Origin of the sequence: Caldanaerobius polysaccharolyticus DSM 13641, from assembly GCF_000427425.1 — a bacterium.
GTDB classification, from domain to species: Bacteria; Bacillota; Thermoanaerobacteria; order Thermoanaerobacterales; family Caldanaerobiaceae; genus Caldanaerobius; species Caldanaerobius polysaccharolyticus.
In genome coordinates, this window is record NZ_KE386495.1 from 616,521 (window position 1) to 629,204 (window position 12,684).

A 12,684-nucleotide genomic window follows, 5' to 3' on the forward strand; every position below is an offset into this window, starting at 1 on the left:
GCTCGACTTGCATGTGTTAGGCACGCCGCCAGCGTTCGTCCTGAGCCAGGATCAAACTCTCTTGTAAACTCTTTATCTATCACTTAACACATTTGTATCCCGCTCACTGTTTAATTGGCAAGGTCCGTTAGCCTCTCGGCTGACAGCTTCTTATTTTATCACCTGCGCCGCTTCCTGTCAAGAGCTTTTTTTTGCTCCCTCGCGACGCTTCTATAGCTTACCACCATTTTGACCTTTTGTCAAGGGGCTTCTTCTTTCGCAATCCTGTCTATGGATGTTACTACATCTCCATTTACATTCATGAGCTTAACTCCTTGTGCGTTTCTATGCATAACAGGGATGCTGGATACCGTAGTCCTGATCAATATGCCGTTTGACGTTATTAGCATTACTTCGTCATCATCTCTAACCATCATTATCTCTACCAACTCTCCACTCTTTTCTGTAATGTTATTAGCTATTATACCTTTTCCACCTCTCGATTGTATTCTGAATTCATTGAGTTCAGTCCTTTTGCCGTATCCATTTTTAGTTACTAATAACACCTTGGCGTCTTTATCTACCAGATCCATCCCTACTACGCAGTCATCACATTCTAGAGAGATGGCCTTTACGCCGCTGGCATTTCGACCCATCGCTCTTACGTCTTTTTCGCTAAATCTTATAGACATACCTCTCTTAGTCCCCACGATAAGCTCATCTTCGCCCTTCGTGAGCTTTACGCTTATGAGCTCATCGGAGTCGTTTAGCTTTATAGCGATGATACCATCTCTCCTTATGTTTTCAAATTCTGATAAGCGGGTCTTTTTTATGAGGCCGTTTTTTGTCACCATAGCCAGGTAACTTTGCCTTACAGATTCTTTATTTATGCCTCCTAAAGATATGACCGCGTTTATTCTCTCACCAGGCTTCAATGATATAAGGTTTATAATCGCAGTTCCTCTGGCTTGCCTTCCAGCTTCGGGAATATCATAAGTCTTGAGCTTGTACACGTATCCCATGTTTGTAAAGAACAATATATGGTCATGGGTTGTGGTGGTAAATATATTCTGTACAAAATCCTCTTCTTTCGTTTCCATGCCTACTATCCCTTTACCGCCCCTCTTCTGTGTCCTGTAGGCATCTAGAGGAATCCTTTTAATATATCCAAAATGCGTAAGAGTAACCACCATATCCTGTTTCTCCACCAGGTCTTCAAAATCCATTTCGTCGCTCTTGTTGGTTATAACGGTTCTCCTCTCGTCAGCAAATTTCTCCTTTATTTCGCTTAACTCTCTCTTTATAATATCCATGACCATCCATTCATTAGCCAGTATATCCTCGTAATGGTGAATTTTTTTTACTAAATCATCGTATTCCTCGTCAATTTTCTTTCTCTCAAGCCCTGTCAGCCTCTGTAGCCTCATATCCAGAATAGCTTGCGCCTGCACGTCGGAAAGGCCGAAATTTTTCATAAGTCCTTCCTTTGCCTGCTGGACAGTAGGTGAAGACCTTATAAGGTTTACAATAGCGTCTATATGGTCTAGGGCTATTTTCAGGCCTTCCAGTATATGGGCCCTAGCCTTAGCTTTATTAAGGTCGTAGCGCGTCCTTCTCACTATGACCTCTTTTTGATGCTCAATGTAGTAGGAAATTATCTCTTTAAGGTTTAATATTTTAGGCTGACCATCTACCAGAGCCAACATTATGACGCCAAAGGTATCCTGCATCTGAGTATGGGCATAAAGACGATTCAAAATCACATTGGGATTAGCGTCCTTTTTTAGCTCTATAACTATCCTCATGCCTGACCTGTCGCTTTCGTCCCTTAAATCAGCTATACCCTCAATCTTTTTATCTCTTACCAACTCAGCTATTTTCTCTACAAGCCTGGCTTTATTGACCATATAGGGTATCTCTTTAACTATGATCCTGGTCTTTGTAGATGAAATCTGTTCAATTTCCGTTTTGGCCCTTACAACGATTTTCCCTTTTCCAGTAGCATAAGCCTCTTTAATCCCCTCATATCCAAGTATAATACCACCTGTGGGGAAATCCGGTCCTTTAATGTACTTCATCAGCTCGTCCAGAGTGATATCAGGGTTTTCAATGGTTTTGATGACGGCGTCAATTGCCTCCCCCAGGTTGTGAGGCGGGATATTTGTAGCCATACCTACAGCGATGCCCTGAGAGCCATTGACCAACAAATTTGGAAAACGAGAAGGCAACACCGTAGGCTCCTGAAGCGTTCCCTCAAAATTGGGCATAAAATCCACAGTCTCTTTGTCCAGATCTGTAAGCATCTCCACTGCAATTTTTGAAAGCCTCGCCTCAGTATACCTTTGGGCAGCGGCCGGATCGCCATCTATACTTCCAAAATTCCCATGGCCGTCAACCAAGGGGTACCTGATGGAAAAATCCTGCGCTAGCCTTACCAGCGTTTCGTATATAGCTGCATCTCCATGAGGGTGGTACTTGCCCATGACGTCGCCCACGATAAAGGCGCTTTTTCTGTACCCTTTATCAGGCATAAGGCCTAGCTGATTCATGGAGTACAGTATTCTCCTGTGAATGGGCTTTAATCCATCTCTTACATCAGGTAAGGCTCGTCCCACGATTACGCTCATTGCGTAATCGATATAGGACCTTCTCATCTCATCTTCTATGTTTACAGGTAATATATTCTCTTCTATTGCCATACGATCACCTCAAAATCAAATGTCAAGGTTTCTAACCATCTTGGCGTATTTCTGTATAAATTCCCTTCTTGGTTCCACCTTTTCCCCCATCAAAATCGTAAATATCTCATCAGCTGCCATGGCATCCTCCAGCGTAACCTGCAGTAGTGTACGGGTTTCGGGATTCATCGTAGTATCCCATAACTGATCAGGGTCCATCTCTCCAAGTCCTTTATACCTTTGTATACTCGTGTTTTCCCTGCCGATTTCATTTAAAATCTTTTCCAGCTCTCTATCGCTGTAAGCATACCTCACGATGTTTTTGCCTTTTTGCACCATATAAAGCGGCGGTTGAGCTATATAGACATAACCTGCTTCTATCAGTTCTCTCATGTACCTATAGAAAAATGTCAATAAAAGAGTTCTTATGTGAGATCCATCTACGTCCGCATCAGCCATAAAGATAATCTTATGGTATCTGACTTTTTTGATGTCAAATTCGTCGCCAATCCCGGCACCTACGGCAGTTATAATGGATTTAATCTCTTCGTTGCTCAAAATCTTGTCAAGCCTGGTCTTCTCCACGTTAAGTATTTTACCCCTCAAAGGCAGTATAGCCTGGAATTCCCTATTTCTACCTAGCTTAGCAGAACCGCCAGCAGAATCGCCCTCAACTATATAAAGCTCGCACAGGGACGCGTCTTTTTCAGAGCAATCAGCCAGCTTTCCGGGTAAAGCAGCATTTTCAAGGGCGCTTTTCCTCCTGGTCAGCTCCCTGGCCTTACGAGCAGCTTCCCTGGCTCTCAGCGCATTTACAGACTTCTCTACTATAGCTTTTGCTACCGGTGGATTTTCCTCTAAAAACGCGGTAAACTTATCGCTAAATACGGCTTCAACCAACGTTCTTATCTCGCTGTTGCCCAGTTTGGTCTTGGTTTGGCCTTCAAACTGTGGATCAGGCAATTTAACGCTTATAACAGCTGTAAGACCTTCCCTTACATCCTCTCCTGACAGGTTCTTATCCCCATCTTTTAAGAATCCATACTTTCTGCCGTACTCATTTATGACCTTAGTAAGGGCGCTTTTAAAGCCGCTTACATGGGTACCACCTTCTTTAGTATCTATATCGTTAGCAAAGCTGTAGACATTTTCCACGTAGGTATCGTTGTACTGCAGCGCTATCTCTATTTCTATATCATCTTTGCGAGCTTCAATGTACACAGGGTTTTCATGCAATACCTCTTTGTTGCGGTTGAGATACTTCACAAATTCTATAAGGCCGCCTTCGTAATGATAAGCTTCTTCCGCATTATCCCTTTCATCTCTTAGAACGATGGTCAAGCCCTTGTTTAAAAAGGCTAATTCTTTAAGCCTCTGGGAAAGTACTTCAAAATCAAACTCTAACTCTTCAAAAATCTCCCCGTCGGGTTTAAACCTGATAAAAGTGCCCCTTTCCTGGGTATCACCGACTACTTTTAATTCCGTTACAGGCTTTCCCCTTTCATACCTTTGCCTGTAAACGTGTCCATCTACCTTTACCTCTACTTCCAACCACTGGGAAAGAGCGTTAACTACCGAAAGCCCTACGCCGTGGAGACCGCCGCTGACTTTGTAACCGCCTCCACCAAACTTTCCTCCGGCGTTCAACATAGTTAGAGCTACTTCTACCGCAGGTATACCGGCCTGGGGGTGTATTCCCACGGGAATACCTCTTCCATTATCCTCTACGCTCACCGAATTGTCCTGGTAAATAACCACCGTTATCCTGTCGCAAAACCCTGCCAGGGCTTCGTCGACGCTATTGTCTACTAATTCGTAGACCAGGTGGTGCAAACCCCTAGACCCTGTAGAGCCGATGTACATCCCAGGCCTTTTTCTGACATGCTCTAATCCTTCTAATATCTGTATTTTACTGGCATCGTATTCTGTCTCTACCCTTTTTCTGTCGTTTTTCATAGCATACCTCCAACATTTAAAAATCACAGAATATTCATTTCATCGATCATATACGCCCTTTTGTAAAGAGTAATGGTGGAAATAGGTGAGAAGTATATCACCTGTTTTCCGTTTACATTTGCTATTATCACTGACTTGGTCTCTCCATTTGACAACTTTTTAATATCTCCATTTACGACAGCGTGCCGTAAAAACTCCATATTGCATTCCGCGCAATTAAAACTCTCGGCATTTAAAATTGCCACTACATCCTTTATAGCGATATCCTTCGTTTCATCAAGGCGAATAAACATAAACGTCACCTCTAAATCAAAACTCTTTAATCTGACCGCTGTCAACCAGATATCTCTTCCCACATATAAAAAGGTCATCCTGTATATGGGTCCCTGTTATAATAGCCTGGTAATTGCTTAAAGAAGACAAGAGCGAACGCTGCCTTTCTGAATCCAACTCTGATAGGACGTCGTCTAAAAGCAATATAGGGTATTCACCGATACTTTCTCTAAAAATCTCCATTTCTGCCAGCTTCAAACTCAATATCAAAGAACGCTGCTGTCCCTGTGATGCAAAATAGCGTGCATCCACGCCATCGATTAAAAACACAATATCGTCTCTATGAGGCCCACATGTGGTCGTCTTGAATTTAATGTCGTTGTGAATTGACTCTCTCAATTTTTCCCGGTAGTTGCGCTCTAAATCCCCTGTTTTTTTTACAGTAGATAGGTAATTTATCTGTACTTTTCCCACTTCCGGCATGAAATCCGGATGTACGCGTTTTATGGCTTTAGATAATTTATCGACAAATGCCATTCTTTCCTTTACGATCCGTGAACCGTACCATGCCAGCTGTTCATCCCAGATTTTTACCATATCGTACTGCTTTTGGTTTTTTAGTATATTGTTCCTCTGCTTTAAAACCCTGAAGTACTGTAACATATTGTGGTAATAATCCGGTTTTATCTGCACTAGATCCATGTCAACAAAACGCCTTCTATCAGAAGGTCCCTGTTTTAGCAATTTAAGATCGTCAGGTATAAACACCACTACATTCAAATTTCCAAAGAGATCGCTTATCTTCTGAACTGAAGTCCCATTAACGCGTATGTACTTCTTATCGCCCTTTTTGTAATAAACCTCTATGACTTTATCCACGCTACTATTATGAACACTACACCTTATGAAAAAGTCATTTCGCTGAAACATTACCATGTCGTCGTTTTTGGCGTTTTTGTAGGATTTGCCTAAAGCGCAAATGGTTATCGCTTCTAACAGATTAGTCTTTCCCTGGGCATTTTTACCTAAAATGATATTAAGGCCATCGCTAAACGATGCCTGAGCGTGTTCAAAATTTCTGAAGTTGTTTATCTCAAGGCCTTTTAAAAACAAGGAATCACCTCATCAGGTAACCAGTATGTCTTCGCAGCCTTCTACACTAATTATATCACCTTTTTTAATTTTTTTCCCCCTTTGCAAACACACGTTTCCGTTTACTTTGACGCGCCCCTCTCCTATCATCAGTTTAGCCTGGCCACCTGTAGGAACCACATTGGCCAGCTTGAGGAGCTGATCGAGCTTAATGTAATCTGTATTTATCTTCACTTCCACTCCTGTCACCTCGCAAGTTTCACGGGCAAGATGAAGTATATATAACTATTTCCACTTATTGGCTTTATTATACATGGCCCAACGCTATTTGTAAATTCCATATAAATGCTATCGTCGTCAATAGCCCTCAATATATCTAGCATATACCTCGTATTAAATCCTATTTCTATATCAGATCCTTCTACATTGGCAGGTATCTCCTCGTAAACCTTGCCAAATTCTGAATTTGAAGTAATCTTTATCCTGTTATCATTTATATAAACCCTCACAGTGTTGCTTTTGTCATCCCTGTGTATTACGGAAGCCCGCTCAATGCAGTCCTGTAATTCCTTGGTATCTGCGATGACCCTCGTCTTGTATTCTATCGGAATTATCTTCTCATAATTAATAAAATTACCATTTAACAGGCGAGAAACAATTGTTATGCGCTCAGCCTCTATTTGAACGCTTTTATCATCAAAAAATACCGTTATATCCCCATCTATATCCGATAGTATCTTTGATATCTCCGAAAGGTTCCTACCAGGTATTATCGCGCTTATGTCGCTGGGACCTGTCTTTATCTCGTCATTTCTTATAGCAAGCCTGAATCCGTCCAGTGCTACAAGCCTTATCTGATTGCCATTTACAGAAAGCAGTTCGCCGGTAAAAACAGGTTTTGTCTCGTCCTGTGTCACTGCGAATATAGTCTTCTTTATCATATTGTTAAATTTCTTAGCTTCGACGAGGAGAAATTCGTCAGATGTAATCTTCTGGATTTCAGGAAACTCTGAAGGATCTAATCCCATTATCTCAAATTTCGAATATCCTGATTCTAATGTGACGATATTGCTCTCTCCATTGGAACACCGTATGGTAACGCGGTTGTCAGGTAACTTCCTCACTATGTCCCCGAATATCTTAGAAGGTACGACGATACAACCCTCTTCCTTTATTTCAGCTTCCAGGCTGCATTTTATGGCAAGTTCGGTGTTATTACCTGTCAGTGTTAACGTACTTCCTTCTGTTTTTAATAGTATACCCTCTAGCACAGGAAGGGTGGATCTGTCGGAAACAGCCCTTTGAGCGTTATTCACAGCTGTGCTAAGTTTATTTCTCTCGCAGACTATGTGCATAATTCTCTCCTTTCTTTTTTTATTTTGGGATAGTAGATAATAGTAGATGCCTGTTGATTTGTGGATATTTTTATATTTTGCGAAAGAATAAATAAAAAATAATGTTGATATTTAGTTTGATGTTATCAACATTGTTAAATATAAAAAATAGAGAAAAAAGTTATCCACAGCTACCTGTGGATATGTGGATATTAATTATCCACAATTTTTTTCTTTATTTTGTTTATTTCGTCTCTAAGAGCGGTATCATCTTTAATGTCATTGGATATTTTTTCATAAGCGTGTATGACTGTTGTGTGATCTCTACCGCCAAATTCCTCTCCTATCTTAGGCAGCGATTCATCGGTCATTTCCCTGCAAAGGTACATAGCGATTTGCCTCGGGTATGTTATGTTTCTGGATCTCCTCTGGGATTTAAAGTCCTCTACTTTGAGGTTGAAGTGCTCTGCTACCACCTTTTGTATTACCTGTATTGTCACCTTCTTTGCTTTGGGTGTAGCTATGTCTTTTAGGGCTTCTTGTGCCACTTGTTCGTCTATTACTCCCCCTGCTAGGGACGAATACGCTATTAACTTTATCAGGGCTCCTTCCAGTTCTCTTATGTTTGACGTGATATGGTTTGCTATAAATAACAGAATCTCATTGGGGATCTCGATGTTTTCGCTTTCTGCTTTTTTCTTTAGTATAGCTACCCTAGTTTCCAGGTCTGGTGGCTGTATGTCAGCGATCAGTCCCCACTCGAAGCGGGACCTTAGACGGTCTTCCAGCGTTGGGATCTCTTTTGGAGGCCTATCGCTGGATATGATTATCTGCTTGTTTGTCTCATGGAGGGAATTAAATGTGTGGAAAAACTCTTCCTGCGTGCTTTCCTTCCCAGCGATGAACTGTATATCGTCTATGAGCAATACATCTACATTCCTGTATTTATTTCTGAAGGATTCATTGTCGTGATTCTTTATGGCGTTGATCAGTTCGTTGGTGAACTTTTCTGAAGTCACGTACATACAGTTCATATTCTGATTGTGTTCTGTGATGTAGTGCCCGATGGCGTGCATGAGGTGGGTCTTACCCAGTCCAACACCGCCGTATATGAACAGAGGGTTGTAGGCGTGAGCAGGGTCTTTTGCCACGGCTAGTGCCGCCGCATGGGCAAACCTGTTGCCGTTTCCAACTACAAAAGAGTCAAAGGTGTATTTGGGATTCAGGTTGCTTGCCGCTAGCGTTTTTTCTTTTTTTCTGTTTTTTGCGTTGTAAGATTCCTTTAAAGCTTCCAGTTCTTCATCGGAAGCTATTATGTATTTTATTTTTATGCGCTGGGATGTAAACTTATAGAAAGCTTCTTCTATTAAATTATCGTACCTGTTTTTTAGTACGTTTCTTGTAAAGAAGTTGGGGACCGCAACTATCAAATTTCCGTCTTCTATGGCTACTGGATGCATGAACTTGAGCCACGTGTCAAAACCTACTTCTGATATCTGGCTTTTTGAATAATCAAGGACCTTTTGCCAGTTTTCATAAAGATCTAGCATTCTTTTTCCCCCTAGTAAGGAATTATTTACTGTGGATTTGTTAATAATATAAATCACATATTGTGGATATTATGGATAATGCGGCTGTCTTAAATTGCTGTGGATAAAATTATTTACACTGTCAACGCTGGATTTATGAGGCTTCAAGCGAATGTATCCCGAAAAATAAACAAGTTTTCCACATAGTTTTCCACAACTTGTGGATAAACACAGTTGTCCACAACCCCTTATTATATTATCAAATAATCGGTTCAGTATCAATTACTTATTCACATATCCACAGGGGCTGTGATTGGTGTTGACATGGTTTATATATACAGTTATAATCATAAATATAGTTGGGTAGATTGGGAGGTGTTTTTTTTGCTGAGGACGTATCAGCCTAAAAGAAGGCGCAGAAAAAGGGTACACGGTTTTAGGAAGAGGATGAGTACCAGAAGCGGTAGAAAGGTATTAAAGAGGAGAAGGTTAAAAGGCAGAAAGAGATTAGCTGTATAAGGCCCATTGTGGCCTTTTCTGCGAATTTGAGGAGATTTTATGTCAGGCACTGTAAAGTTAAAAAGCTCCGCGGATTTTAAGTTTGTCTTTGAAAATGGCAAGTATATATCTAATGACTTTTTCGTCGTTTATTACGTCAAAAACGGGTTTGACTGTAATCGAGTGGGTTTTTCTTCTTCCAAAAAGATCGGGTCTAAGGTGAAGCGCAACAGAGCCAGGAGGTTGCTCAAGGAAGTTTACAGGTTAAATGAGAGCCGTGTCAAGAGAGGTTACGATATGGTATTGATTGCGAGGGATGGGATACAAGGTGCAGATTTTGCAAGACTTCAGGATACCTTTGTGTGTACGCTTAAGAGGTGTAATTTAATTGAAGATTAAGCGGATAGTATTGTCTCTGATAAGGTTTTACCAGGTGTACATTTCCCCTGTAAGGCCTGGTAAGTGTAGATTTCGTCCTACGTGTTCGCAGTATACTGTAGAAGCCGTAGAGAAGTACGGGGTTATCAAAGGGTTGGCACTAGGCTTATGGAGGATATTAAGGTGTAATCCTTTTTTTAAAGGTGGTTATGACCCTCTAAAATAGCAGGAGGAGGTTATTTGTTTGGGTGTAACTGAAATACTGGGTTATATATTTCGGTTTATATACTCTTTTACACACAACTATGGTATAGCTATAGTGGTGTTTACGGTGCTGGTAAAAGGCGTGCTTTTACCTTTTTCATTTCAACAGTTTCACTCTATGAAAAAGATAAGCGAGATTCAGCCTATTATCGCTAAACTGCAGGAGAAGTATAAAAACGATAAAGAAAAATTGAATCAGGAGATAATGAAGGTTTATCAGGAAAATAAGGTTAATCCGTTAGGATGCGGTTTACCGGTTATAATATCGTTTATAATTTTGGTGCCTATGTACAATTTGTTGAGGACGTATTCTGAATTTAAAGGGGTTCCTTTTCTTTGGTTTCCGGATTTGTCCAAGCCGGACCCCACATTTATACTTCCTGTATTAACTGGCATAACGATGTACCTTTCTTCTATTACTGCGACGCCTCCCGGTACTACCCAGAATACTTCGCAGAATAAAACCATGAGCATATTTATGAGCGTATTTTTTACGTGGATGACGATAAGTCTTCCTTCAGGTCTTGCGGTGTACTGGATTATAAGCAACGTGTTTCAAATTGTCCAGCAACTTATTTTTATAAAGATGCTTTACACAGCAGAAAGCACAGTGGCGGTGAGTTCAGTTAAAAAAGACAGCAGAGGCAAATAAAGGGGGATGTGGTATGATCGTTGTGGAGAGAAGTGCTAAGAGCGTAGAAGATGCGGTAAATCAGGTGTTGAAAGAGTACAATGTAAGCAGAGAAGATGTGGCAGTTGAGGTGCTGGAGGCAGGAAACAAAGGTTTTTTAGGGATATTGGGCAACAGGCAGGCGAGGGTCAGGGTTTCTATCAAAACTCCTTTAGATCATGTAAAGGCTTTTTTGGACAGTGTAGTTGAAAAAATGGGCCTTAGGGTGGTTTACGACATAAAGGAAGAAGGCGGTCACGTAAAGGTTAATTTTTCCGGTGAGAATGTGGGTTTAATGATAGGAAGGCGAGGGGAAAACCTGGATGCATTGCAACACCTGTGCAATATCGTCGCTAACAGGTATAATAGCACGGGGTACATCCGGGTTTTACTGGACGCTGAAAATTACAGGCTTAAAAGGGAAGAAGCGTTGAAAAAGCTGGCTTACAGGATGGCCAGAAAGGCCATTGAGACGGGCAAAAACGTGGTACTGGAACCTATGACATCGTACGAGAGGAGGATCATACATCTGGCACTTCAAGGAATGCCGGATATACAGACTTATAGCCAGGGTGAAGAGCCTTATAGAAAAGTGGTTATTGCGGTAAAATAAACCCAGTGTACACTGGGTTTATTAATTGGAGGAGTTTTATTATGAATACAGACGATACGATATGCGCTATATCTACTCCCATAGGCGAGGGTGGTATAGGTATTGTGAGGATAAGTGGCCCTGAGGCTTTGGAGATTTTAAGCAAAATATTCAGCGCGGGTAAAAAGGTCTTTGATTTTAAAAGCCATACGGTGCACCATGGTTTTATACTGGATCCTAAGGACGGTAAAGTCGTCGACGAGGTTTTGGTCACGTATATGAAAGCCCCTAAGACGTACACGAGGCAGGATGTGGTGGAGATAAACTGCCACGGAGGAGTTATGCCATTAAAGAAAGTCCTGGATCTGACCATATCGTGTGGTGCGAGGCTGGCTGAACCTGGGGAATTTACCCTTAGAGCTTTTGTAAATGGCAGAATTGACCTGTCTCAAGCTGAAGCCGTCATTGACCTCATACGCTCTAAGACTGATCTCTCCCATACGGCATCTATAAATCAATTAAGAGGCGGGATATCTGATAGGGTAAACGCCATTATTCAAAGGCTTTTGGATCTATACGCTCACATTGAGGCGTTGAACGACTTTCCTGAAGATGAGGTTGAGCCTTTGTACGATGGAGAAATACCTGACGTCATCGGGCAGTGCATGGAGCAGATTAGAGTCCTCCTTGATACTTACGATTCGGGGAGGATTTTAAGGGAAGGGTTAAATGTGGTCATCGTGGGTAAACCCAATGTAGGTAAGTCATCGCTTTTAAACGCTATCCTTAAAGAAAACAGAGCTATTGTGACGGATATACCAGGTACAACGAGAGATGCTATTGAGGAGTACGTCAATATAAAAGGCGTTCCAGTTAAGATAGTGGATACAGCAGGCATAAGGAGTACAAAAGACGTAGTAGAGAAAATAGGTGTAGAAAAGTCTTTGGAGTATTTAAATAAAGCTGACCTGATATTGTTTGTGGTAGATGCCTCTGGGCCCATTGATGAATCGGATTTGAATATCATTGAGCATTTAAAGCGAAAAGAGGTTATTGTGGTAGTCAACAAGGTGGATCTTAGTGTGAACATTGAGGTAAAAAGATTAGAGCATCTGGGAGATGTGGTAGAGATATCAGCTAAGACCGGCGAGGGACTTGATCGCCTGTACGATTTGATATACAGCAGGGGATTTGAGCAGAAGGCATCCTCTGATGGCATTGCAAACAGGGTTTTTATAAATGCAAGGCATAGGTCTTTGCTCTCTCATGCCCTTGAATCGCTGGAAAATTGCAAGGCTACTTTTGGCAATGGTCTTCCAATGGATTTTGTGTCGATTGATTTAAAGTCGGCTATTGATTCTCTCGGCGAAATAACAGGCCGTGTGGTATCAGATGAAGTCCTTCACAACATTTTTGATAGATTCTGCATAGGAAAGTAGGT

The 12,684-nt window shown here is 41.4% G+C and carries 13 protein-coding genes; 6 read left to right on the forward strand and 7 right to left on the reverse strand.

Annotated features, from left to right (window positions below):
• Window positions 1-239: 239 nt before the first annotated feature.
• The 7 genes from gyrA to dnaA all read right to left on the reverse strand — a co-directional run bounded on the left by gyrA (window position 240) and on the right by dnaA (window position 8,862).
• Window positions 240-2,678, reverse strand: a complete 2,439-nt coding sequence (gene gyrA / locus CALPO_RS0109480) for a DNA gyrase subunit A (protein WP_026487096.1) — start codon at window positions 2,676-2,678, stop codon at window positions 240-242.
• 15 nt (window positions 2,679-2,693) lie between these two features.
• Window positions 2,694-4,613, reverse strand: coding sequence for a DNA topoisomerase (ATP-hydrolyzing) subunit B (gene gyrB / locus CALPO_RS0109485; RefSeq protein ID WP_026487097.1), 1,920 nt, complete (start codon window positions 4,611-4,613; stop codon window positions 2,694-2,696).
• A 23-nt stretch (window positions 4,614-4,636) separates the two neighbouring features.
• Window positions 4,637-4,951, reverse strand: a complete 315-nt coding sequence (remB, locus tag CALPO_RS0109490; protein ID WP_169736191.1) for an extracellular matrix regulator RemB — start codon at window positions 4,949-4,951, stop codon at window positions 4,637-4,639.
• Window positions 4,923-5,999 carry a DNA replication/repair protein RecF gene (recF, locus tag CALPO_RS0109495; protein ID WP_026487099.1) on the reverse strand — a complete coding sequence of 359 codons (1,077 nt, stop codon included), beginning with the start codon at window positions 5,997-5,999 and terminating at the stop codon, window positions 4,923-4,925. The genes remB and recF overlap by 29 nt, the downstream gene beginning before the upstream one ends.
• A 12-nt stretch (window positions 6,000-6,011) precedes the next feature.
• Window positions 6,012-6,218 (reverse strand): RNA-binding S4 domain-containing protein, encoded by a 207-nt coding sequence (locus tag CALPO_RS0109500; RefSeq protein WP_035172523.1) that lies wholly within the window; start codon window positions 6,216-6,218, stop codon window positions 6,012-6,014.
• A gap of 5 nt (window positions 6,219-6,223) precedes the next feature.
• Complete coding sequence (dnaN, locus tag CALPO_RS0109505; protein WP_026487101.1) at window positions 6,224-7,333, reverse strand: DNA polymerase III subunit beta; 1,110 nt, start codon at window positions 7,331-7,333, stop codon at window positions 6,224-6,226.
• A gap of 191 nt (window positions 7,334-7,524) precedes the next feature.
• Complete coding sequence (dnaA, locus tag CALPO_RS0109510; RefSeq protein WP_026487102.1) at window positions 7,525-8,862, reverse strand: chromosomal replication initiator protein DnaA; 1,338 nt, start codon at window positions 8,860-8,862, stop codon at window positions 7,525-7,527.
• A 363-nt stretch (window positions 8,863-9,225) separates the two neighbouring features.
• Here dnaA and rpmH point away from each other — a divergent pair, with 363 nt between their 5' ends.
• The 6 genes from rpmH to mnmE are packed head-to-tail and all read left to right on the forward strand — an operon-like array spanning window position 9,226 to window position 12,682.
• Window positions 9,226-9,360: a 50S ribosomal protein L34 gene (rpmH, locus tag CALPO_RS0109515; RefSeq protein ID WP_026487103.1), complete on the forward strand. Its 135-nt coding sequence runs from the start codon at window positions 9,226-9,228 to the stop codon at window positions 9,358-9,360.
• A 39-nt stretch (window positions 9,361-9,399) separates the two neighbouring features.
• The gene (gene rnpA, locus CALPO_RS13725; protein WP_035172526.1) at window positions 9,400-9,738 is read left to right on the forward strand and encodes a ribonuclease P protein component; all 339 of its coding nucleotides are present in this window, start codon (window positions 9,400-9,402) and stop codon (window positions 9,736-9,738) included.
• Window positions 9,728-9,943 carry a membrane protein insertion efficiency factor YidD gene (yidD, locus tag CALPO_RS0109525; protein ID WP_456059077.1) on the forward strand — a complete coding sequence of 72 codons (216 nt, stop codon included), beginning with the start codon at window positions 9,728-9,730 and terminating at the stop codon, window positions 9,941-9,943. The genes rnpA and yidD overlap by 11 nt, the downstream gene beginning before the upstream one ends.
• 18 nt (window positions 9,944-9,961) lie before the next feature.
• Complete coding sequence (locus tag CALPO_RS13730; protein ID WP_035172527.1) at window positions 9,962-10,633, forward strand: YidC/Oxa1 family membrane protein insertase; 672 nt, start codon at window positions 9,962-9,964, stop codon at window positions 10,631-10,633.
• Between the two features lie 13 nt (window positions 10,634-10,646).
• Complete coding sequence (gene jag, locus CALPO_RS0109535; protein ID WP_026487105.1) at window positions 10,647-11,264, forward strand: RNA-binding cell elongation regulator Jag/EloR; 618 nt, start codon at window positions 10,647-10,649, stop codon at window positions 11,262-11,264.
• A gap of 41 nt (window positions 11,265-11,305) precedes the next feature.
• Window positions 11,306-12,682 carry a tRNA uridine-5-carboxymethylaminomethyl(34) synthesis GTPase MnmE gene (gene mnmE, locus CALPO_RS0109540; protein ID WP_026487106.1) on the forward strand — a complete coding sequence of 459 codons (1,377 nt, stop codon included), beginning with the start codon at window positions 11,306-11,308 and terminating at the stop codon, window positions 12,680-12,682.
• Window positions 12,683-12,684 lie beyond the last annotated feature (2 nt).

Excerpts from the sequence above, each read along its gene's own strand:
- gyrA (WP_026487096.1), bottom strand. The coding sequence starts at position 2,678 with ATGGCAATAGAAGAGAATATATTACCTGTAAACATAGAAGATGAGATG.
- gyrB (WP_026487097.1), bottom strand. The coding sequence starts at position 4,613 with ATGAAAAACGACAGAAAAAGGGTAGAGACAGAATACGATGCCAGTAAA.
- dnaN (WP_026487101.1), bottom strand. The coding sequence starts at position 7,333 with ATGCACATAGTCTGCGAGAGAAATAAACTTAGCACAGCTGTGAATAAC.
- dnaA (WP_026487102.1), bottom strand. The coding sequence starts at position 8,862 with ATGCTAGATCTTTATGAAAACTGGCAAAAGGTCCTTGATTATTCAAAA.
- rnpA (WP_035172526.1), top strand. The coding sequence starts at position 9,400 with ATGTCAGGCACTGTAAAGTTAAAAAGCTCCGCGGATTTTAAGTTTGTC.
- jag (WP_026487105.1), top strand. The coding sequence starts at position 10,647 with ATGATCGTTGTGGAGAGAAGTGCTAAGAGCGTAGAAGATGCGGTAAAT.
- mnmE (WP_026487106.1), top strand. The coding sequence starts at position 11,306 with ATGAATACAGACGATACGATATGCGCTATATCTACTCCCATAGGCGAG.